Annotated in this window: 11 protein-coding genes; 2 read left to right on the forward strand and 9 right to left on the reverse strand. The window is 75.2% G+C overall.

From position 1 onward, the window contains the following. Positions 1-52 precede the first annotated feature (52 nt). A complete protein-coding gene (locus ACZ3IG_RS26890) occupies positions 53-955 on the forward strand; it encodes a hypothetical protein (protein WP_467435253.1) in 903 nt (300 codons plus the stop codon). Between the two features lie 152 nt (positions 956-1,107). On the opposite strand, the gene ACZ3IG_RS26895 is transcribed toward ACZ3IG_RS26890, so the two are convergent. From ACZ3IG_RS26895 to ACZ3IG_RS26925, 7 genes are all read right to left on the reverse strand, one after another. Continuing rightward, positions 1,108-2,133, reverse strand: coding sequence for a Gfo/Idh/MocA family protein (locus ACZ3IG_RS26895; protein ID WP_467435254.1), 1,026 nt, complete (start codon positions 2,131-2,133; stop codon positions 1,108-1,110). 68 nt (positions 2,134-2,201) lie between these two features. Next, the gene (locus ACZ3IG_RS26900) at positions 2,202-3,029 is read right to left on the reverse strand and encodes an inositol monophosphatase family protein (protein WP_467435255.1); all 828 of its coding nucleotides are present in this window, start codon (positions 3,027-3,029) and stop codon (positions 2,202-2,204) included. Beyond that, a complete protein-coding gene (locus tag ACZ3IG_RS26905; protein WP_467435256.1) occupies positions 3,026-4,435 on the reverse strand; it encodes an aspartate aminotransferase family protein in 1,410 nt (469 codons plus the stop codon). Before ACZ3IG_RS26905 ends, ACZ3IG_RS26900 begins: the two co-directional genes overlap by 4 nt. After that, positions 4,432-5,676 carry an aspartate aminotransferase family protein gene (locus ACZ3IG_RS26910; protein ID WP_467435257.1) on the reverse strand — a complete coding sequence of 415 codons (1,245 nt, stop codon included), beginning with the start codon at positions 5,674-5,676 and terminating at the stop codon, positions 4,432-4,434. The genes ACZ3IG_RS26905 and ACZ3IG_RS26910 overlap by 4 nt, the downstream gene beginning before the upstream one ends. Positions 5,677-5,726: 50 nt before the next feature. Next, positions 5,727-6,371 carry a bifunctional 4-hydroxy-2-oxoglutarate aldolase/2-dehydro-3-deoxy-phosphogluconate aldolase gene (locus ACZ3IG_RS26915; RefSeq protein WP_467435325.1) on the reverse strand — a complete coding sequence of 215 codons (645 nt, stop codon included), beginning with the start codon at positions 6,369-6,371 and terminating at the stop codon, positions 5,727-5,729. A gap of 5 nt (positions 6,372-6,376) precedes the next feature. Beyond that, positions 6,377-7,132 (reverse strand): class I SAM-dependent methyltransferase, encoded by a 756-nt coding sequence (locus tag ACZ3IG_RS26920; RefSeq protein ID WP_467435258.1) that lies wholly within the window; start codon positions 7,130-7,132, stop codon positions 6,377-6,379. Between the two features lie 168 nt (positions 7,133-7,300). After that, on the reverse strand, positions 7,301-9,376 hold the full coding sequence (locus tag ACZ3IG_RS26925) for a PhoX family protein (RefSeq protein ID WP_467435259.1): 2,076 nt from the start codon (positions 9,374-9,376) through the stop codon (positions 7,301-7,303). A gap of 309 nt (positions 9,377-9,685) precedes the next feature. Here ACZ3IG_RS26925 and ACZ3IG_RS26930 point away from each other — a divergent pair, with 309 nt between their 5' ends. Beyond that, positions 9,686-12,043 (forward strand): ATP-binding protein, encoded by a 2,358-nt coding sequence (locus ACZ3IG_RS26930; RefSeq protein WP_467435261.1) that lies wholly within the window; start codon positions 9,686-9,688, stop codon positions 12,041-12,043. Positions 12,044-12,052: 9 nt separating this feature from the next. Here the strand turns inward: ACZ3IG_RS26930 and ACZ3IG_RS26935 are convergent, their stop codons facing one another. Together ACZ3IG_RS26935 and ACZ3IG_RS26940 are read right to left on the reverse strand one after the other, a co-directional pair. Further along, the gene (locus ACZ3IG_RS26935) at positions 12,053-13,882 is read right to left on the reverse strand and encodes a hypothetical protein (protein WP_467435262.1); all 1,830 of its coding nucleotides are present in this window, start codon (positions 13,880-13,882) and stop codon (positions 12,053-12,055) included. Between the two features lie 117 nt (positions 13,883-13,999). Beyond that, on the reverse strand, positions 14,000-21,703 hold the full coding sequence (locus ACZ3IG_RS26940) for a beta-ketoacyl synthase N-terminal-like domain-containing protein (protein ID WP_467435263.1): 7,704 nt from the start codon (positions 21,701-21,703) through the stop codon (positions 14,000-14,002). Positions 21,704-21,710: the final 7 nt, after the last annotated feature.

A 21,710-nucleotide genomic window follows, 5' to 3' on the forward strand; every position in this document is an offset into this window, starting at 1 on the left:
CATGGTGTCCGTCATGTTCGTGCATGTCCGTCCTTCGGTCGAGGAGACCCGCATGACCCAGTCCGCAAGCGCCGGCGCCGACCGCGCACGGGACGTGTTCGCCCTCACCCGGCGGCTGCTGGCCGCCGAGACACCCCGCTTCACCGGCGAGCACGGGGTGGAGGTGCACACCCTGGTCTCCGCCGACCATGTCCCGCTGTACCTGTTCGCCGCGAAGTCGCTGGCGCGCTGCTGGCCCGAGGTGACGCCCGTGGTCCACGACGACGGCACGCTCGGGCCACGGGACACCGCCCGGCTGCGCCGTCACGTCCCCGGCGTCCGGATCATCGGCCGGGCCGAGGCCGACCGGCGCGTGGCGGCCCTGCTCGCCGGCTTCCCCACGCTCGCCGCGGTGCGCCGGGGCAACGTGCGCATCCTCCAGCTCGTCGACTACTTCCTGCTCGGCGAGGCGCCGTCGGTCGTCGGCATGGACAGCGACGTGGTGTTCCTGTCCCGCCCGCACGCCCTCGTCGAGTGGGCCCGGACCGCGTCCGGCGAGCGGCCCGACTTCTGCTACTCGCCCGAGTTCGGCTGGGAGCCGCAGGGCGTGCACTGGATCGCCGACCGGCTGCCGGGCACCCCGTACGTGCCCTACATGTGCTGCGGCTTCACCGCCGTCGACACCGCGCGCTTCTTCGACGCCGACTTCCTGGAGCGCACGCTGGAGGCGCTGCCCCGCGAGATCAGTTTCGCGCCGCGCTATGTGACCCAGATGGCGTACTCGCTGCTCGGCGGGCGGCTGGGCGAGGGGCGGACACGCGATCTGGGCGAGCCGTACCGCTCCGGCCGCCTCGCCTGGCTGCCCGCCATCGAGGATCGCGTGATCTGCCACTACTTCGCCTCCCACGAACGCGCCACCGCCTACGACAACCTGTCCGAGGAGGGCCCGTTGCTGGCCCGCGCGCTGACCGGCTGAGCACCGGGAGCGCGGGCCGCCCGGCGGACCGGGGCGCCCGGCCGGCGGGCGTGGGGCCGGCCGAGGCGCGCACCGCCCGGCCGGGCGCCGGGGTCTCTCCCGGCCTGCGAGGTGCCGGGGCGTGTCCCGTCCGCCCGGGTGCCGGACCGGGCTCACAGCGGCACCGCCCGGCCGTCCGCGTCCGCCGAGCGGTACGCCGCCTCCACGATCCGCGCGGTGTCGACGATCTCCCGTGCCGGGGCGGCCCACAGGCCGGGGTCGCCGAGCACCCGACGGAAGTCCTCGTACATGGGCGCGAACCACTCCAGGTGCGTCTGGTCCTTGCTCGGCGACACCAGGGAGCGCCGCCACTCGCCCCGGCCCGTGCGGCCGGTCACCCGCGTGTCGTCCACCCGCACCGACCCGGCCGGGCCGCGGACCGCGTAGTGGTTGGACCGTTCACCGCTGGTCCAGCTCAGCTCGATGTCGCAGTGGCCGTCGCCGAAGTCCAGCCGCAGCCGGGCCGCCTCGTCCACCGCCGACCGCTCCCCGCCGGCCCGCGACACCGTGCACGACACCCGCTCGGGCGCCCTGCCGAACAGCCGCAGCGCCATGTAGACGCAGTGCGTGCCGTGGTCCAGCAGGATGCCGCCGCCCGCCAGTTCGGGCGAGCGGCGCCAGTCCGGCGCGTACCCCGGCACACCGCTCGCGTGCCGGTCGCGCAGGATCCGGAAGGTCGCCGACTCCGGCGGCCCGAGCCCCGCACCCGTACCGGAACCTGGGGCCACCGCCTCGCTCAACGCCCGCATCACCGGGGACGTCCCGTAGTTGTGGGCGGGGAACAGCAACCGGCCGCGGTCCCGGGCCAGTTCCGTCAGCTCACGTGCCTCGGCCGCACGCGCCGCCACCGGCTTCTCGCAGATCACGTGCAGGCCCGCGGCGAGCGCGGCGCGGGTGAGCGGCGCGTGGAAGGCCGGGGGAGCGCACACGTCGACCACGTCCACCGCCCGGCCCGCCCCCGGCGCCTCGGCCAGCACCTCCGCCAGCGTGGCGGCCACCCGGCCGCCCGGCAGCGCTGCGGCGGCCGCCGCCCGGCGGCCGGGCGACGGGTCGACGACGGCCACCACCTCCGCGTCCGGCAGGGACGCGTAGCCGCCGAGCCGCACACCGCCCGCCGTGCCGAACCCTGCGACGGCCACCCGCAGCGGGACCCCGGGTGGGATCCCGTGGCAGGCCCGGACCGGCGCCGGGGGCCGGCCGGCCGGGCTCATGCCCGCTCTCCCGGCGCCACCGGCGGACGGGCGCCCCCGGCCTCGACGAGCCGGCCGTGCACGGCCGGCGAGGCCGCCACGACATGCCCGTGCCGGGGCGTGAACGCGCCGCCGCCCCACCCCGTGACCACCCCGCCCGCCTCCCGGACGAGCAGCGCGCCGGGCACGGTGTCCCACACCCCGACGCCGAACTCCAGATATCCGTCGTACGACCCGCAGGCGACCCGGCACAGACCGGTGGAGGCGCTGCCCGGCTCCCGGATCTCGAACCCCGCGCCGAGCAGCCGGTCGGCGACCGACCGCTGCCGCTCGCGCACCACCCCGTCCGTGCCGAAGCCGGTGCCCGCCAGCGGCCGGCCCGGCGGGGCCGCGGCGACCCGCAGCGGCACCCCGTCGCGGAACGCGCCCGCACCGGCCACCGCCCGGAACTCCGTGCCGTACTCGGGCAGCCGGATCACCGCCAGCTGGGTGCTGCCCGCCACGACCAGGGCCACGGCCACCGCGTAGTCGGGCAGCCCGCGCAGGTAGTTGGTAGTGCCGTCGAGCGGGTCCACGATCCAGGTCGGCCGGCCGTCCCCGCCCTCAGGACCGGTGCCGGCCGGTACCGATTCCTCGGAGACGATGCCGAAGCCGGGCGTACGTCCGCGCAGGACGGCCAGTGCCCGCCGCTCGGCCGCCAGATCGGCGTCGCTGACCGGCGCGTCCCCCGCCTTGATACGCACCTCGCGGCGGGTGCCGCGGCGGCGCAGCAGTTCGTCGGCGGCCTCCGACGCGGCGTACGCGGCGGTCGCGGCGAGTGCGCCGGTGTCGGGAAGCGTGGTCACGCCGCACCCCCGGGTCCGGTCCCGATGCCGATCAGCGTCTCGCGGATGATGCCCACGGCCGTCTCGGCGACGTCCCGGCCGACGTTGAGCGGCGGATACAGCCGCAGCGTGTTGCCGCCCAGCATGACCAGCACGCCGGCTTCCAGCAGCCGCAGATAGACGCGCTGCACCACCTCGCGGGACGCGGGCTCGCGGGTGCGCCGGTCCGCGACCAGCTCGATGCCGAGGGCGAGACCCAGCCCCCGTACGTCGCCCACCAGGGGCGCCAGCTCGGTCAGGTCGGCCAGCTGGCCGAGCATCTCCCGGCCCCGTACGGCGGCGTTGTCGACGAGCTTGTCCTCCGTGATGACACCGGTGGTCACCGCCACCGCACGGCAGGCCGTCGGGAACGCCCCGAAACTGGACGAGCTGGCGCTGGGCTCGGAGAACGGTGCCGCCGCCATGGTCCCGGCGCCGGCGACGACCCCCGTCACCGGATACCCGCCGCCCATGCCCTTGCCCACCGCCAGCACATCGGGCCGCACCGCCTCGTGCTGGTGGGCGAAGGCCGCGCCGGTGCGGCCGAAGCCGGTCATCATCTCGTCGGCGATCAGCAGCGCGTCGAACTCCCGCGCCACCTCCGCGAGCGCCGTCAGGTAGCCCGGCGGCGGCACCACGTTCCCGGACCGGCCCTGCACCGGTTCCACCACGATCGCGGCCAGCGCCCCCGTGGAGTTCTCCTTGATCACGTCCCGGGCGTGCTCCACGCAGGCGAACCCGCACGAGTCCGGCCGCAGCCGCAGCGGGCAGCGGTAGCAGTTGGCGTACGGCGCGGAGAAGTACCCCGGCGGGAGTGGGCCGAGGCCCGTCCGGGCGCCGGCGGTCAGCGCCAGCGAGCCCATGGTCTTGCCGTGGAAACCGCCCCAGAAGGACAGGAACTCGTGCTTGCCGGTGACGGACTTCGCCAGCCGCAGCGCCGCCTCCACGGCCTCCGTGCCGCCGCTGTAGAGCTGGATGCGGTCCAGGCCCTCGGGCAGGAACGCGCGCAGTGCCCGCGCCATGTCGAGCCGGGCGGGGGAGCCGAAGGCACCCGCGGTGGCCCGGCGCAGCTCCGCCGCGAGCGCGGCGGCGTAGCGCGGCTCGGCATGGCCGAGGGAGTTCACCCCGCCCGCGCCCTGGAAGTCCAGCACCCGGTTGCCGTCGATGTCGACGATCCGTGCCCCGTCCGCGTCGGCCACGCACAGCCGCGCCAGCAGCATCACCGACTGCAGCCCCGGGCCGATCACCTCCTGCTCCTCGGCCCAGTGGGCCGCGCTGCGGGTGCGCGGCCGCAGCAGGCCCAGTCCGTGTCCCGCCTGGGGGGTGCCGGAACCCTCCGCCGCTCCGGCACCCCGCCGTCCGTCCACCCGTTCCGTCGCCTCCGTCATGTGTCACCGCCCTCTTCCCTGGGGAGCAGTCCGTCCGCGGCGAGCGCCTCGAAGCCGCGCCGGGCCGCGCCGACCGCCCGGTCGATGTCGTCGTCGGTGGTCGCCGCGGCGATGAACCAGTGGTGGTTGGGGTGGAAGAAGACACCCTCGCGGATCGTCGCCGCGTAGAAGGACCGCTTGGCCCGCTGGTCGGCGTCGGCGTCGCCGAAACGGAAGTCGAGGAACGGCATCGGCGGATGTCCCACGACGTCGACGGGGGCGCCGAACTCCGCGGTCAGCGACCGCAGGCCGTCCTGCAGCCGCTCGCCCATCCGCCAGATCCGCTTCAGGTGGTCGCCGGAGCGCAGCTTGCGCACCGTGGCCAGCGCCGCCGCCATCGCGTCCGCGTTGGCGTAGTAGGTGGAGGAGATGTGCACCTTCTCCAGCGTGCGCAGCACGTCGGCCCGGCCGGTCAGCGCCGAGATGGCGTAGCCGTTCGCGAAGGCCTTGCTGAGGGTCACCAGGTCGGCGGTGACGCCGTAGTACTCCTGGGCGCCGCCCAGGGCGAGGCGGAAGCCCGAGCGGATCTCGTCGAACACCAGCAGGGTGCCGTGCTCCCGGGTCAGCTCCCGCACGCCCTCCAGGAAGCCGGGCGCGGGCCGCTCGACCATGAACGGCATCATCACCAGACAGGCGATCCGCCCGGGGTGGCGGGCGAACACCGCCCGGAGCGAGTCGAGGTCGTTGTAGGTGAAGGTGTCCACCAGCGCCCGGCTGACCGCCGGGACGCCGTGGTCCCACTGGGCGCACCAGTCGTGCCACCCGTTGTAGCCCCAGCGCACCACCCGGTCCCGGCCGGTGAAGGCCCGGCACAGGCGTACGGCCGCGCCGGTGGCGTCCGAACCGGTCTTGAGCAGCATGCCCATCTCGGCGCCCGGCACGAACTCCAGCAGCTCGGCGACGAGTTCGCTCTGTACGGGCTTCATCAGTCCGACGGCGAAGCCCCGCCGGATCTCGCGGACCACCGCCTCGTCCACGTCCGGGTCGGCGTGGCCGAGGACGACCGTGCCGTAGGACAGGAAGAAGTCCAGGTACTCGTTGCCGTCCACGTCCCAGAAGCGGGCACCGTGGGCCCGTTCGGCGAAGACCGGGTAGTGGCCCTCGATCATCTGGTCGGCGGCGATCACCTTCTTTCGCTTGGCTGCCAGGGCGTCGATCCGTTCGGCCCTGCGGTCGAGTGCGAAGGAGCGGTCCAGTCCCAACGGTGTGCCTTTCGTGAGGGACGGCGGTGAAGGGGTGCCGGGGAGGCCCGTCAGCCGCAGCCGGCGCGCATCCGCGCCGTCAGAGCGTCCGCGCGCTGCCGTACGCCGGCGAGGTCCCCGCCGTGCAGGGCGTCCCCGACGAGCGGCCGCCCGAGCGCGACGGCGTGCGCGCCCGCGGCGAACCAGTCGGTGAGGTCGTCGGCGGTGACACCGCCGGTCGGGACAAGCGGGATGTCCCCGAACGCCATGGTGAGCGAGGCCAGGTAGGCGGGGCCGCCCAGCCGGGCGGGGAAGAGCTTGACCAGCGCGGCGCCCAGCCGCCACGCCTCCATCACCTCCGTGGTCGTGAACGCGCCGCACACCACGGGGACCCGCAGCGTCCGGGCCTCGTCGAGGACCTCGGGCAGGACTCCGGGCGTCAGGAGGTAGTGCGCGCCGGCGTCCACGGCGCGCCGCGCGGTCTCCCGGTCCCGTACGGTCCCGGCGCCCACCAGCGCGGCACCCGTGGCCACACTGCGGCGGACGGCGTCCAGGGCGCCGGGCGAGGTCAGGGTGATCTCCACGGCCCGCACGCCGGACTTGCCGAGTTCCTCCGTCACGGCCGGTACGGCGGGCGAGTCCGGCTCGGTGAGCATGGCGATGAGCGGTGTGCCCGCCACCTCGGCGGCCAGATCGAGGGGCCGGTCCCCGGTCATGGCCGTCACCGCTTCTCCAGGACGACGATCTGACGCCGGGTGCGCCGCACGACCGGCCGCCCGGGATCGGGCAGCGCCCGCAACTCTCTGACGAGAGGTGCCACGTGCAGGTCGAAGACGGCGTCGTCCACGGCCCACAGGTGGAACAGCATGCGCTGTTCGAGCCCGGAGGCGATCAGCTCCGGGCTGTGTTCGTGGGTCGCCGCCTCCAGTTCGCCGACCTCCACGGCGGTGAAGCCCACCGATTCGGCGAGCGGGACGATCCGCTCGGCCCGGTCGTCGGCCTCCGCCGTGCGGGACTGGATCTCCTCCATGATCCGGCTCACCGGATGGTCGTCGAAGAGGATCATGCCGGGCACGACGACGTAGCGCCCGCCCGGCTCCAGCACGCGGTGCACTTCGCGCAACCCGGCCCGCAGATCGCCCACGACATGGGTCACCCAGACGCTGTAGACCTGGCTGAAAGCGCCGTCCGGGAAGGGCAGCGCGGTCAGTGAGGCCGTGGCGACGGACCGCCCGACCCGCTCGACGGCCTTGGTCAGCATCGAGTGCGACAGGTCGATGCCGACCACCGAGTGGCCGAGCTCGGTGAGGGCCAGGGCGACCACGCCGGTGCCCGTGCCCGCGTCGAGGAGCAGCGGCCCTTTCGTCGTGCGCGCGGCGATCGCCGGGGCGATCCTCCGGCCGCGTGCTTCGCCGCCCCGCGTCCGGTCGTAGAAATCAGCCGCGGGAGAGAAATTGACAGACGACTGCACGGTCACCCACTTAATGGTCGTGACTCACGAAAGAACGCGAGGCAATGAAAGGAGAGGGCAGCAAGAAGTCGCACGGGGTGTCGCATGGGGTGTCGCATGAGTAAGGAAATCTCGAATGTCCGGGCAGAGGTCGAAGGAATCGCGGCTTTCGGAGTGTCAGGCGTGTTCCGGTTCTCAGGGGGAAAGCACGGGGCCGCCGTCGGTGCGCCGGACCACGACGACGGACGCGCGGGGCTGGGCGGAACCACCGTCCGGCCAGTGCGACGCCGGGTGCAGTGGATCGGCCCCCGGCACCTCACCGGGATGCTGGACCGAGACCAGTACGAAGTCCTCCCCGATGACCGGCCCACAGCACTCCGCGCCCGTGGGCACCGTGAGGAACCGCCGCACCAGCCCGCGCTCGGGACCGCTGAGCGGCACCATGTACAGCCCGTCGTTGCGCCCGCCCCGGCCACCGGCGTCGGTGGCGATCCACAGGTTGCCGTGCGCGTCGAAGGCCAGATTGTCGGGGCAGGAGACCGCGCTGACCAGGCTCTTGTCGATGCCCGCGTAGTACGTCCCCGGCTCCTCGGGGTCGCCGCAGACCAGCAGCAGCCGCCAGCCGAACCGCTCGGCGGCGGGATGGTCGCCGCGTTCGCACAGCTCCAGCACGTGCCCGTCGCGGTTGGCGGAGCGCGGATTGGCCCTGTCCGGCGCGGGCCGCCCGGACGTGCCGCGCTGGTCGTTGTTGGTCATACAGGCGTACACGCGTCCGGTGCCCGGATGCGGCTGTACGTCCTCGGGCCGGTCCATCGGGGTGGCGCCCGCCCGGTCGGCCGCGATCCGGGTGAAGACGTACACCTCGTCGGCGCTCATCCCGGGTACAAAACTCCGGTCGCCGTGCGCGAGCGGCAGCCACCGCCCCGTACCGTCGAAGGACTCGTCGGCGCTCTCGCCGCCCGGCCCGTCGGTGGCGTCGAACCGGGCGGCGTAGAGCGTGCCGGAGTCCAGCAGCCGTTTGTTGTGCGCGCGGTCGACGGGCGTGCCGCCCGGGCGGACGCGGCCGTCCGACACGAACTTGTACAGGTACTCGAAGCGCTCGTCGTCCCCCATGTAGGCCACGACCCGGCCGTCCGGGGCCACGGTGACGTTGGCGCCCTCGTGCTTGAACCGGCCGAGCGCCGTGTGCTTCACCGGCACCGAGTCCGGCTCCAGCGGATCGACCTCGACGATCCAGCCGAACCGGTGTGCCTCATGGGGCTCGCGGGCCAGGTCGAAGCGGCTGTCGTACCGCTCCCAGCCGCGCAGCGACGGGCCCTCGGGGAAGCCGTAGCGCCGCAGCCCCTCCCGGACCCGCGGCTCGGCGACCTGCTCGGCGTGCGCGAAGGGCATGTGCACGTTCTCCTCGCCCGAGAGCACCGTGCCCCAGGGGGTGGTGCCGCCCGAGCAGTTGGCCATCGTGCCGAGGACCCGGGTGCCGGAGGGGTCGGCCGAGGTGCGCAGCAGCGGCGAACCGGCGGCCGGGCCGCGCATCTCGAAGGGGGTGAGGAGGGTGATGCGGCGGTTCCACCGCCCGTCCACCACCGTGCTCAGCCGCCCGTCCCCGGCCCGCCGCACCAGCGTCACCGACAGGCCGTACGCCATCCAGGCCGTCCGTACGTGCGCCCGCGCCGGCGCCCGCGGGTCCCAGTCGGGGAACATCAGCGGCTCGGTGGCGTACTCGTGGTTGGAGACCATGAGCCACCGGTCGGTGCCGCGCAGCGGGACGAGGGCGCAGTAGTCGTTGTTCACCCCGAACTGGCCGGCCTGGGCGGCCTCGCTCTGCCGGCCGTAGTCGAAGGGCGGGGCGCCCGGCAGCACCGGATCGCCCCAGCTGATGAGTACGTCGTGGGTGAAGCCCTCGGGCACGGTCACCCGGTCCCCGGCGTCGGGCGGCACCGGCTCGAACCCCCGTACCTCCGGAGCCACGGCTTCCGGAGCCGCAGTCGCCGCCTCGGCCCCGGACCTGGAGCCGGCCGGGGACACCAGCGCCAGCGCCCCGCCGCCGAGCAGGGCCCGCCGCGAGAGGGTGTCGCGCAGCAATTCTCCGAAAGAGGTATTCCCCGAGGTGTTCGGTGCGTCCTGGGCACAGGCGTTCCCGCATTTGAAGATGCAGGTGTCCGGGAAGAGCGGGGTTCCGCGACCACCGGTGAGAAGAGGCAGGTGCCGCAATGACACGCCGAGGGTCCTTCCTGTGGAGCTTCTGTGCAGCCTTTCGCCGTCAGTATGCATGAGGGCCAACTGGGCGACAATCAGGCTTTTGAAGCGTCCCGGCGCGGAATACCGGCGTGCACGGCGCGTATTTTCCGTGACGGGCGCGCGCATGGTGAATAAACGGACCGCGCGCCGGCAGGCCGCCATGGGCGGCCACCAGGACTCCGCACACTCCTGGGGAGGACCGGCCACGGGAGGGGGCGCGCGAATCCTCCGGCACGACCACTCGCGTGAGTGACCCTTCGTACCCGCTGACCCATCACCCCGTGCCGGCTTTCGTCGCACGGATACCATGACCAGGAAGCCGAGTTGGGGGAGTGGGTACGGGTGGAGCCGTTGACGGGTGTGGTGCTCACGGCGGTCGGGACGGTGGCTTCCGGCGCGCTGTCCGGGGCGGGCGGTGAGGTGGGCCGGCGGACTTCGGAGCGGCTCTACGGACTGCTGCGGCGCGGCCGTGCCGGGGGCGGCGCGGCGCGGTCCGGTGCCGGACCGGCCGGCCAACCGGACCCCACCCTGCCCGTCACCGAGTCCGAGCGCACCGCCGCGGCCGAACTGCTGCTGGAAACGGCGCGCAGATCACCGGAGTTCGCCCGTGAGGTCGCCGCCTGGGCGCGCGACGCCGGACGCATGGCACCACGCGTCGTACCGGCCGTGGCCGAGGACGCGTCACGGCCGCAGATGCTGCCGCCGGCGTCCGCCGCCTTCACCGACCGCGAGGACGTACGGGCCTGGATCGAGGAACTGCTGGACGGTGCCGACGCCGCCACGGACGCGCCGGTGGTCGCGGCGCTGCTCGGGCCGGGCGGCATCGGCAAGACGGCCGCCGCCGTCCACTGCGCCTACCGGCTGCGGGAGCGGTTTCCCGACGGCGTGCTCTTCGCGGACCTGGCCGGTGCCTCGGCCGGTACCGCGCTGCGCCCCTCCGACGTGCTGGCCCGCTTCCTGGAGCGGCTGGGAGTGCCGGCGGCCGGGGTGCCGGGCGACGAGGCGCGACAGCGGGATCTGTTCCGGGACTGCACGGCCGAGCGCCGCCTGCTGGTCGTCCTCGACAACGCCCACGACGACGCGCAGGTCCTGCCGCTGCTGCCGGCCTCGCCGGGCTGTCTCGTCCTGGTGACCAGCAGGCACCGGCTGGACCGGCTGGTCGGCGAGTACGGAGCCCGTCCCCGCACCGTGCGGCCGCTCGGCGCGGAGGACTCCGCCCGGCTGCTGAGGCGCCTCACCGGCGCGGCCGCGGCACCCGACACCGCCGTACGGGCCGTCGCCGACGCGTCCGGCGGCATGCCGCTGGCCCTGTGCACCACCGGCGCCCGCCTCGCGGTCCGTCAACACCTCGACTGGGAACGGGCGGCACGCCAGATGTCCACCGCCGAACCGTCGGACCCGGTCCGCAGCGCCCAGGACGTCGCGTACGGCGAACTGAGCGCCGGAAGCGCGGCGTTGTACCGGGCGACGGCGGTGTGGGCGTGGCCGACGATCACCGTCGCCTGCGCCGCGCACGCCGCGGACGTCCCGCCCGACCGTGCCCGGGAACTGCTGGAGGAACTGGCCCGCGCACATCTGCTCGAAGAAGTCGCCGAGGAACGCTACCGCTTCCACGACCTGACCCGTGCCCACGCCCGTGAGCTGGCCGTCGCCGTGGACGGACCCGCCCGGACGGCCGCGGCGGTGCGCCGGGTGGCGAGCGGCTGCCTGCGGTTCGCGGCGGCGGCCGACTTCCGGGTGATGCCCCTGCGCTGGCGGCTCGGCCCCGCCTTCCGGGACCTGCGGGTGTCCGCCGACCGCGATCCGGCGGACGGCAGGCTGGCGCTGGCGGAACTGCGGGCCGAGCGGGAGAATGTCGCCGCCGCCGTCGCGGCAGCGGCCCACTACGGGTTCGACGACCTGGTGTGGCAACTGTGCGAGGCCATGTGGGCGCTCCACCTCAAGCTCGGCTTCCACGCGCAGTGGATCGACACCCATCTCCTCGGGGTCGAGGCGGCCCAGCGGTCCGCGGCCGAGTTCGGTGACCCCCGCGCGGTGGGCCGGATGCTGGTCCAGCTCGCGTTCGGTCACATGGGTGCCGGGCGGGCGGACGACGCCGAGGAGGCGCTGACCCGGGCCGAGGCCGCCGACCGGGCCTGCGGCCACCACCGGGGACGGGCGAGCGCCATCGAGGCGTCGGGCCTGCTGGCGCTGCGACGCTGGGACTGGGACCGGGCCCGGCGACGCTTCGAAGAGGCCGCCGACGCGCTGAAAGCCATTCAGGAGGGGGACGACGGATGGCAGGACGTGCCCCGGGCCACCGCCCTCCTGGAGCACCACATCGGCCGCGCCGAGGCCCGGCAGCGGCACTTCGTGGCCGCCGTCGCCAGGCTGAACGACGCGCTCGCGCGGTTCAGGCGGCTCGGTGACTCCTACAACGAGGGTCGGGTCTACATGAGTCTGGGCGAGACCCACCTGGAGGCGGGGGACGCGGACCAGGCCCGGGTGTGCCTGGACGAGGCGGTACGGATCATGTCCGAGGACGGGGCACGGCTGCAGTTCGCCGACGCGGTCGAGACACGCGCCGCCTGTCATCGGCTCCAGGGGCGGACGGCGCAGGAGGCGGCGGACCTCCGTACGGCCGCCGCGTGCTACGAGGACCACGGCGACCTGGCGGGACTCGACCGGGTACGGGAACGCCTGGCCGAACTGGACGTCTGAGCACGGGCCTCAGCCGGTCACCGCGGTGACCGTGACCCGGTGCGTCGCACCGCCCGTGCGGACGGTGATCGCCGGCACCGCCTCGGTGGCCGGCAGCCCCGCACGCAGGAGGTACGCGTACAGCGCGGAGGCGTACGCGGCCGGATCGCACAGGTCGGGACGCCCGTCGGGGCCGGGCCGCGCGGACAGCCGCAGCAGGCGTCCGCGCCGGGTGCGCACGACACAGCGGTCGGGTCCGTCGACGTAGACGGCCAGTCCGCAGTACGGATACGCCGCCAGCGCCTCCGCCGTCCAGGCGCCGGGCGGGCCGAGCCGCAGGTCGTCGGCTGCCGCGTACCGGACCACGACGTCGGCGATCCGCAGCCGTCCGGCGTCCCCGGTCTCCTCGTCGACCACCGTGTGCAGATGGTCGGTGTCGTCGGTCAGCCGCTCGAACGGATCGGGCGTGTCACCGGGCACGGCATGCCGTACGACGGTGACCTCGGGCGATCCCGCGTCCCTCACCCGGGCCCGCACCCGCAGCGGCACGGTGGGGCGTGCGGGCGTGTGGGCGGGCAGGGGCAGCGGATCGAGCAGTGCGGGACGCCGCTGCGGCTCGGGGACGCCGATGAGGCCGTAGAACAGCCGGCGCAGCAGGGCGGCCGACTCACCCGGGACCGAACTGGTCTGCTCCGCCAGCTCCTTGTACCGGCCCGGGCGGTGGGCGGCGACGACCTCGTCGATCTGCGCCCGCAGACTGCCCTGCCGCACCAGCCGAGGAGCCGTCCGTCCCAGCGCGGCCACCGGGGACAGCGGATCGAGATCCTCCTCGGGGAACTCCCGCAGCAGTACGGGGACGTCGATCGACGCGGCGTAGAAGGCGACACTGGAATGGTCCCCGAGGACACAGTCGGCGGCGATCAGCGCCTGCCGCCAGGCGTCGAGCGGCGGAATGGCGTGCAGCCCGGCCTGTCCGGCGTTGTCCAGCCACGCGCGGACCTGCCCGGGGCCATGGCCGTACCAGATGTTCGGATGCAGGACGGCGACGGTCCGGTACTCGTCGGCCGGCAGCTCCGTGGCCAGCCGGGACAGCAGCCAGGGCAGCAGGTCGTCCGGGTCCGGCCGGTCGGGACTCGCGTCGGAGGCGACGCCCCCGAAGAGCGAGCGGGGCGCCCACGTCGAGGTCAGGACGACCAGCCGCTGCCCTCGCGCCACACCGAGGGCGCGGCGGAAGCGGTCACGCTGGGGCAGCGCCGCGAGGATGCGGTCGTAGCAGGGGTCGCCGGCGAGCACCGCGGTGGGCGCGGCCTCGGGGCAGGCGGCGACCAGTCTCTCCAACTGCTCGGGGTGCGACAGGACGGTCGCGGTGGCCAGCGGACGCCCGTCCTCCAGGAGCCACTCCGGCGACATACCGAAAACCGGTGTACCGCTGTGTCCCGCTGTCGCCAGCCTCTTGTTGTAGCCGACACCGTGCGAAAGTATGACCAACTTCGCCCGGATATGTCCCAGTTCGCCCCCGTAGCTCGCCGCCACCGCCAGATCGAAGGGCAGACCCTTGGCCTGCTCCCAGGGCAGCACGGGCAGTCCCGCCCGCGCCAGCAACTCCGGTACACCGGCCAGGAAGGGCGACGATCCGGTGCAGGTGGCGAACAACTGCAGCCGTATGTCCCCAGCGAAGAGGGGCAGCACATCCAACAGCCGGGTCGCCGACGTCACGTTGTGCACGATGAGCAGAACGCGCCGGCAGCCGACGCGGGTGACCCACCGCTCCGCGTCGTCACCGACCGGTACCCGCACATGCGCCGCCCCGCCCGTCACCGCGTCCGTCCCCTCACCGGTCGTCTGCCCTCGCCCCGACATCGGCCCCGATGCTATCCGCAAAAACGATCACGCAGGATTCCCGTGCGGGCGGCCCGGGCCGCACACGACGGCTGCCGAGGCGCACAGCCGCCGACGCTACGACGAACCGACGTGGCGTCAGTCATCGAGGTGGCGGACCACCACCTCGTCCGCCCGCCGTTCGACCCGGACGTGCCAGACCCCGCCGGAGGCGGTGGCCGTACGGGCCGGGGCAGGGCCGGCTGCGACCTCGATCTCCCGGGGGTGGACCTCGGCCAGCCGGGACACGTGTTCCTTGACCGCGATCCGGGCGGCCCGTTCGGGCAGCGGCAGCCCGGGCGGCAGATGGAAGACCCGGGTGGTGGAGCCGGGGAGGAAGTCGAACCGGCGGACCGTGTCCAGCGCGAGCGTGGTGACCCCGTCGTGCGTGGTGGACAGGCCGGCCGTCGCGACGTAGCGCAGTCCGGTCGCGAAGGCCCGCCGGTCCGGCAGGGACACCCGGTCGATCCCCGGCAGCCGCACCAGGATCTCAACGAGCCGCAGCCGCGCCACCACCCGGCCCGCCACCTGGACCTGCGCGTCGATCACCGGCAGCAGCCGCTGCCCCTGGTCGAACCCGGCGAACCGCGCCTCGACCCGGACCTCACCCGCGGCCGGCAGCGGTTCGTACAGGTCCAGCCAGGGCAGCCGGTGCGGGTACCCGACCATGTCCCGGGTCAGGTCCGGGATCCAGCGCCACAGCGACTGGGACGGGACGGCGTGCAGGACACCGTCGAGCAACCCCTGCCCGAGCGCACCGAACGGCGCGGTGACCAGCCCCGCGTCGAGCACCGCGCTGGCACCGGCGGCCCCGATCGACAGCGAGGTGAGGCAGCGCAGCGCCGGCCCGTGGAACAGTTCGCCGGACTGGTAGGGGTCCGGCTGCTCCAGCCCGTCGGACACCGGCGGCAGCGGCTCGGGAGGCGGACCCGGCTCCCCGTTCGACACGGTTGCCTCGGCGACCGTGTCGAACGGGGAGCGCGCGCCGTCCTCCTGCCGCACGGACAGCCGGACCACGGTGCCTCCGTCCGGCCCGGGAGCGGCGTCGGTACGGATCCGGACCGGTCCGGGCAGCGCCAGCCAGCGGTGCAGCCGGACCTCGCGCAGTGCGGTGACGGGCCGTCCGGTGAACCGGAACGCGGCGGTGGCGAGCTGGTCCACCGTGGTCATCATCGGCACCGCGGGCACCGCGTGATTGGGGCGGTGGTCGTCCAGCCAGGTGTCGACGGCCGGGTCCAGGACGAGTTCGCGGACCGCCGGGTCGCCGTCGACGACCCGGACCCCGATCGACGGCAGATGGTAGACCCGCCGGCCGTCGACCCAGAGCCAGCCCTCGGCCCGTACGTACCGGCCGCGCGCGTCCGTCCCGTACGCGGTGATCTCGGCCTCGAAGGTCACCAGCCCGTCGGCGGGCACCACCTGTCCCCGGTACAGCCAGCGCACCTCCTGGCCGACGGACACGGACTCGAACCGGGGCTCGGCCATCCCGGCCCCGGCGTCGCGTTCGGCCAGGTACCACTGGAGCAGCTGGACCACGCCTTCGAGGCCGAGCGAGCCCGGCTGCACCGGGTCGGTGAAGAAGTGCGCGCGGAAGTACCAGTCCCCGGCGTCGACCGCCCGTTCGGCCCGCAGCCTGCCGAGGCCGGCCGCGCCCGCCCCGGGCCAGTACCCGGTGATCCGGTCCAGCATGAGCAGCATCGGCCCGGGCAGCCGCAGCGAGCCGCGGCCGTGCCGCCCGGGCCGGTCCCGCAGCTCCACCACCCGGTCGCAGGGGGCGGCCAGCCGGGCGCGTTCGGCGTCGCTGGGCGGCAGCCCCGGCTGACGGTCGAACGCCGCCGCCGGGAAGTACCCGAACACCGTGGACAGTTCCATGACCGGTACCCGGCCGCCGTCCCCGTCGACCGCCTCGCAGCCCACCTCGAAGGAGACGAGGGTGACGCCGTCGAACTCCGACAGGGACCGCAGTTCGACCCTGGTCCGCAGCGTCCGGGTCCCGGCCGGGACCTCACGCAGGACGGTGCCGGTCCCCTGGAGGTTGCGGAAGAGCAGCTCGGGGGCGTCCGCCGGCTTCGGCACCAGCAGACTCGCGGCCATCCCGCACGGTTGCAGGACCACCTCGTTCAGCACCGCGAACGGCATCACCGGGACACCGTTCTGCTCGAAGTACCAGGCGCGCTCCGGCACGTCGTACTCCGCGACCAGCCAGGACCCCGGGTCCGGCCGGTCCGGTTCGAGACCGGCCTCGACGACCCGGCTGACGAACAGGTACGGCGGCCCGGGCAGCCGGGCACAGCGCCTGCCGTCGTCGTAAGGGGCACCACGGACGCCGAACGCGGCACTGGGCCGGCCCCAGGCGGCGGCCAGCATCCGCGGATGGTCCAGGGCCGCCCCGGCGACGGTGACCGCCCGTGGGTCGGGGCCCACGTCGCGCAGACCGCCCAGCGCCGGGAGCGGAACGGGATCACCGCTGGTCTGGACGGCCGGCGGGCCCAGCTGACGCCAGTGCTCCAGGGGCCAGTCCGGGACCAGCCGCAGCCCCATCCCGGCGACGTGGAACGCGGGCAGCCCGTCCACCGTGCACAGTACGTCGGCGCGCAGGGTCGGCGGCGGCCCCGCCGAGAGGGCGCTGACGAACACCTCGTAGCGGATCCGCCGGCTGCGCGGGGTGACCTGTCCCCGGCAGCGCATCCGGTAGGGCTCGCCGGGCACCGGTTCGAACCGCCAGCCGTCCCGGTCGAGCGTGAAGCCCAGCGCGGCCAGGTAGAACGCCATCGCCTGCAGACAGCCCTCCAGCATCAGGGTGCCCGGCATGCAGGGGTCGTGGTGGAAGTGGCCGTCGAAGAACCAGTCGTCGGGCCGGACCGCGCTCTCCGCGCGCAGGTAGCCACGGCCCCACGGGCCCCCGGCGGGGTCGAGTTCCGTCACCTCGTCCAGCAGCCGCAGCCGCCCCTCGCCGGTCGCCGGGGTGCGCACGTGGGCGCGGGCGGCGTCCCAGCCGGGGCCGAAGCACGCCGCGGGCCGCCCGGCGGCGAAGGCGCGCACCGCGTCGGGGCCGAAGGAGGCGGCGGCCGGTGCGAGAGCCGGCGGGTCGGCCGTTCCCCGCGGCGGCGCTCCCGGGGACCAGCGCACGCCGTCGGAGCCGGCGAGTTCCCCGTCGGTGAAGAAGCCGGCCTGCCCCTCGCGCACCGACAGCCGCAGCTCGTCGCCGACATAGCAGTCGTTGCGGAAGAAGAACAGCCGCACGCCCTCGTGTTCGGCATGGCCCTCGACATGGATCTCGTACCGCAAGGTCTCCCCGGCGGCCGGTGGCGGCCCGTGGTAGGTGACCTCGCAGCCCAGCAGCCGGTAGACCCGGTCACCGTGGTCGAGCAGGTCCACGCCGAGCCGGCTGATCAGCAGCAGGTCGGCCTGGCCGGCCTCGACGAACAGCCCGGCGGGCATCCGGCCGGCCGGGTCCAGGTACCAGGCGTGCGGGGTCACGTCGGTCTCGGTGTGGACCGTGCCGGTGGACATCGACCCCGGCTCCGCGTCGAGCCGGGTCACCCGGTCCACCAGGAGCATCGGGGGACGCGGCAGCCGGGTCTGCCGGCGCTTGCCGTCCTGCGCGCGGAACGCCGGACCGAAGACGTCGGAGATCCGCCCGTGCGCCAGGTACTCCAGCGTGGCGCGTTCGAGCGGCAGCGCGAGCCGGTGGGGCTGTCCGGGAGCCGGCCCCGGGACCGGTGGGAAGGGCGCGGCCGGGGTGAGCGGCGGTGGCGTGACGGGAGCGGTTCCCCGCGCGGGGACCGGGGCGGCCGCCGGCCGCCGGGTGCGCAGGAACTGCGCGTGGGACCGGGACTGCCGCTCCAGGTAGTCCTGTTGGGCGGCGGCGAGCCGGGCGTGGTGGGCGGCGGCCAGCGCCGCCCACCGGGGGACGGACGCGACCGCCGTACCCGGGCGTGCGGGCGCCGGGCCGCCGCCGGCCACCGGCCCGGCGGGTACCGCCGGCGGGGGCAGTGCCGGCGCGGGCCGCATCACCTGCCGCGGCGGCCCGGGTTCGGGCAGCCGGATCACGGGAGGGTGGGCCGGCACCGAGACCGACGCGCCGGTGGCCGGCGGCAGGTACGCGGCCGCCGTGAGCCGGTCGAACAGCGGCGCGGGATCCGGACAGACCCCGGCGGCGGTCAGTTCGGCCACCGCGTCGCACAGCCGCGCCAGGCTGCCGTCCGGCGCGTCCAGCGCCACGGCCACGTGATCACGGCCGGCCAGGATCTGCCGGACGGAACGGGTGCGCAGCGCCCTCGGGCCGTGCTCGACGAACACCCGGACGCCGTCCGCCCACGCCCGTTCGATGACCCGCGGACAGTCCACGGTGCCGGTCAGCTGGGTGAGCAGGGCGTCCGCGACGCGGTCCGGGTCGTGAACCGGGTACGGCACGCCCGTGGCCGCGCTGTAGAAGCGGAGCCCCGCGGGCGGGCTGACCGGCCGGCGGTGCAGCGCGCGGAACCCGGCCGCGGCCTCGGCCGCCGCGGGGGCGTGCGCCACCATCCGGTACCCGTCGGACAGCGCGAGCCCGGGGCCGATCCGGGTCAGCACCCGCCGGCAGGCCGCCTCCAGTCCGCCGATCACACAGGTGTCCGGGGTGTCCACCGCGAGCAGGTGGGCCAGGGGCTCGCCGGCCAGGGCGGCCCGCACCTCGTCCGGGACCGCGTGCACCAGGTACTCGGCCCAGGTCCCCTCCTCGACCCCGTGCCGGCGCCAGAAGCGGTGCGCGGCGCGGAACTCCCCGGCCAGCTCGGCGCGGAACACCTCGCTCGCGGAGACCTCCTCGTACATCCCGGCCGGGTCGGACCACACGCCCAGCACGAGCAGCGCGGTGGACTCGCCGGAGGAGAAGCCGATCGCCGCGTCCGGGCGCAGACCGAGCAGTCCCCGGGTGACCTCGCTGTGCAGGGCGGCGCATTCCGTGGTGGCCCGGATGCGGTCCATGACCGGTACGAGACCGCCGGCGCCGGCGGGACGCGAGGGCGGGCCGGAGGATGAGGTGCCCGCCGCGCGCAGGTCGGTGCCGGAGCCGCGCAGGGCGAGCCGCAGTTGCGCCCCGCAGCCCGGGTAACCGGCCTGGCCGCTGGGGAAGACGAAGGCCGTCTCCCCGCCCACGGGAGCGTCCCGGTAGGCGATCCGGTCCGGGCGCGGCCCGCCGTCGGCCAGCCAGCGGCGGGCCTGCGCCAGCCGCTCGGGCAGGGACTCGGCGACCTGGTCCACCACGACCACGAGCCGCGCCGGACCGGCCGCGGACCGGCGGCCGGCGGCCGACGCGGCGAGCACTTCGGCACGGTCGGCACCGGAGAAGACGTACGAGCGGGGCGCCACCGGGGACCAGGGGGCGGGCGGGCCCGCCGGACGCAGCCGCACCGACATGGGCGGGGCGCCCAGCACCGTCACGCGGGCGCGGGCGGTGAGCGGCCCGGCGGCCGGGAGAGCGGCCGCGCCGGGCCGGGGCACCGCCTGGTGCCGGACCGCGATCGCGGCCACCGCCACCGCGAGCGCGCCGTGCGCGGCGTGCGCCACGCCGAACAGGTCACCGTGGTCGTACCGAGCGGTGGGGGAGCCCGGGGCGGCGGCGTCGGGGCCGTCCCCGGCCGGCCGGGGCACCGGTGTCTCCAGGTCCCCGTCCCCGACCACCAGGTCCACCGGTGTCTCCGGGTGGCCGTCCTCCTCCAGCAGCGCGATCACCTCGTCGCCGGCGCGTTCGGCGTCGGCGAGCCGCTTGAGCACCAGGACCACGGCCACGTCGCCGCCGGGCCGCTGATCGCCCAGGGCGTCCAGCGCCGCCCGGTGCACCGGCTCGTGGGAGAGGTCGACCGCGCCGGCCAGCACCGCGTCGGCCTCCCCGGTACGCAGCGCCCGGGCGCCCAGTGCGAGGGCGACCAGCCCGGACGCCTCCTCGGCGCAGACGACATGACCGGGGCCGGACAGGCCCAGCTGCACGTTGATCCGGTGCGCGACGAGGTTGGGCATGGTGCCGGACACGGTCGCGGGAACCACCGGTGCGCGGACCGCGTCGGGCCAGTCGGGCGTGGGGGCCGGTCCGCCGGAGCGGGTGGTCCAGCCGGGCGCGCGCCAGCGGGTGAGGCACCGCGCGGCCTCCGGGTCCGGGCCCATGCCCAGCAGGACCATGGTCCGGTCGGCCGGCAGCCGGGTCGCGGCGGCCGCCTCCCGGGCCGCCTCCAGCGCGAGGACCTGCTGCGGCAGCGTCTCGGCGAGGTCGGCCGGGGGGAACCGCAGCCCGCTCACCGCGACCTCGACCGAGGAGCGGGGACCCCGGTCGGGCACACCGGCCAGGACGGCGTGGCACAGGTCCCGGTAACCGTTGCCGCTCCCGGCCCTGACGCCGATGGCCACGACCGCCACCCGCCCCTGCGGCCGGGACCGGGCCGGACCGGGCGCCGGGACGGACGCGACACGGCCGGGCTCCCAGGCGTCGACCACCAGGTGCGCGTTGGCCCCGCCGAACCCGAACGCGCTCACCGCGGCCCGCCGTCGCCCCGGCCACTCCTCGGCCTTCCGCAGCAGCCGCAGCGGCGTTCCCGCGAGCACGTCCAGGGGCGCGTCGGCGTGCAGGGTGGGCGGCCGCACCCCGGCGCCGAGCGCGCTGAGCACCTTCAGCAGCCCGGCGCCGCCCGCCGCCGTCAGCGGATGGCCCAGGTTGGACTTGACCGATCCGATCGGCACGTCGGCCGCGTCGGCGAACACCTCGCGCAGCACCAGCGCCTCGGCCAGGTCCCCGCCGGGGGTGCCCGGCGCGTGGCACTCGACCAGCGACACCGTCTCCGGTGCGACGCCGGCCCCGGTGTAGGCGGCGCGCACGGCGCGTTCCTGGCCGGCCCGGTCCGGGGCCAGCAGGCCGCCACCGGTCCCGTCGTTGCTCAGACCGATGCCCCGGATCACCCCCAGGACCGGCATGCCCCCCTCGACCGCGTCCCGCAGCCGGGCCAGGGCGAACAGCACCGCACCCTCCGCGGGCACCAGCCCGTCCGCGTCCCGGTGGAAGGGGCGGCTGCGACCGGACCGGCTCATCGCGGTCAGCGCGCAGAACCCCTGATGGATGAAGAGGTTGTCGGCGGCGGCCACCGCTCCGGCGAGCATCAGGTCGGCGGTGCCGTCCCGCAGCCGGTCGCAGCCCGCCTTGAGGGCGTACAGCGAGGAGGCGCAAGCGGCGTCCAGGGCGTAGCCGCCGGCGCCGAGACCGAGCGCGCGGGCGGCCAGGTGGGCGGGGAGCCCGCCGCCGAACCGGTTGCGGGGATCGGGCCGGGGCCCGTCCGGCAGCCCCGGCAGGCCCTGGCCGGCCAGCCAGACGTGCTCGGCGAACCGGGCCATGGCCGTCGTCGGGTAGGCCAGGTTGCCCAGGACGAGACCGGCGCGGGCCCGCTCGGGGCGGCCCGCGCCGGCCTCGCGCAGCGCCTGCCGCCCGGCGTGCAGCACCCAGCGGAACGCCCGGTCCAGCGGGGCGATGTCGGCCGGGGCCAGCTCGAACCCGCTGGGGTCGAACGCCTCGTCGAAGCCGTGGACATAGCCTCCGGTGTCGGTCCAGATCCGGTCCGGGGCGCCGGGCGCGCCCAGCACCCTGGACGGGGGCAGGTCCCAGCGTCCGTCGGGCACCGCCGACAGCGCGGACCGGCCGGCCACGACACCTGTCCAGAAGGTCTGCGGGTCGAGGGCGCCGGGCAGCACGCAGCCGCGCCCGACGATCGCGACCGGTTCGGCGTCCGTCGCGGGCTGCCAAGGCGAGGACGGGGGAAGGGAGGACGACTGCGGGCACATCCGTCGC

It is taken from the genome of Streptomyces sp. NPDC016677 (genome assembly GCF_055562815.1).

Bases quoted from the DNA above. Each gene is read 5' to 3' on its own strand.
- ACZ3IG_RS26915 (WP_467435325.1), bottom strand. From the start codon at position 6,371: ATGACCGGGGACCGGCCCCTCGATCTGGCCGCCGAGGTGGCGGGCACA.
- ACZ3IG_RS26940 (WP_467435263.1), bottom strand. From the start codon at position 21,703: ATGTGCCCGCAGTCGTCCTCCCTTCCCCCGTCCTCGCCTTGGCAGCCC.
- ACZ3IG_RS26890 (WP_467435253.1), top strand. From the start codon at position 53: ATGACCCAGTCCGCAAGCGCCGGCGCCGACCGCGCACGGGACGTGTTC.
- ACZ3IG_RS26935 (WP_467435262.1), bottom strand. From the start codon at position 13,882: ATGTCGGGGCGAGGGCAGACGACCGGTGAGGGGACGGACGCGGTGACG.
- ACZ3IG_RS26905 (WP_467435256.1), bottom strand. From the start codon at position 4,435: ATGACGGAGGCGACGGAACGGGTGGACGGACGGCGGGGTGCCGGAGCG.
- ACZ3IG_RS26925 (WP_467435259.1), bottom strand. From the start codon at position 9,376: ATGCATACTGACGGCGAAAGGCTGCACAGAAGCTCCACAGGAAGGACC.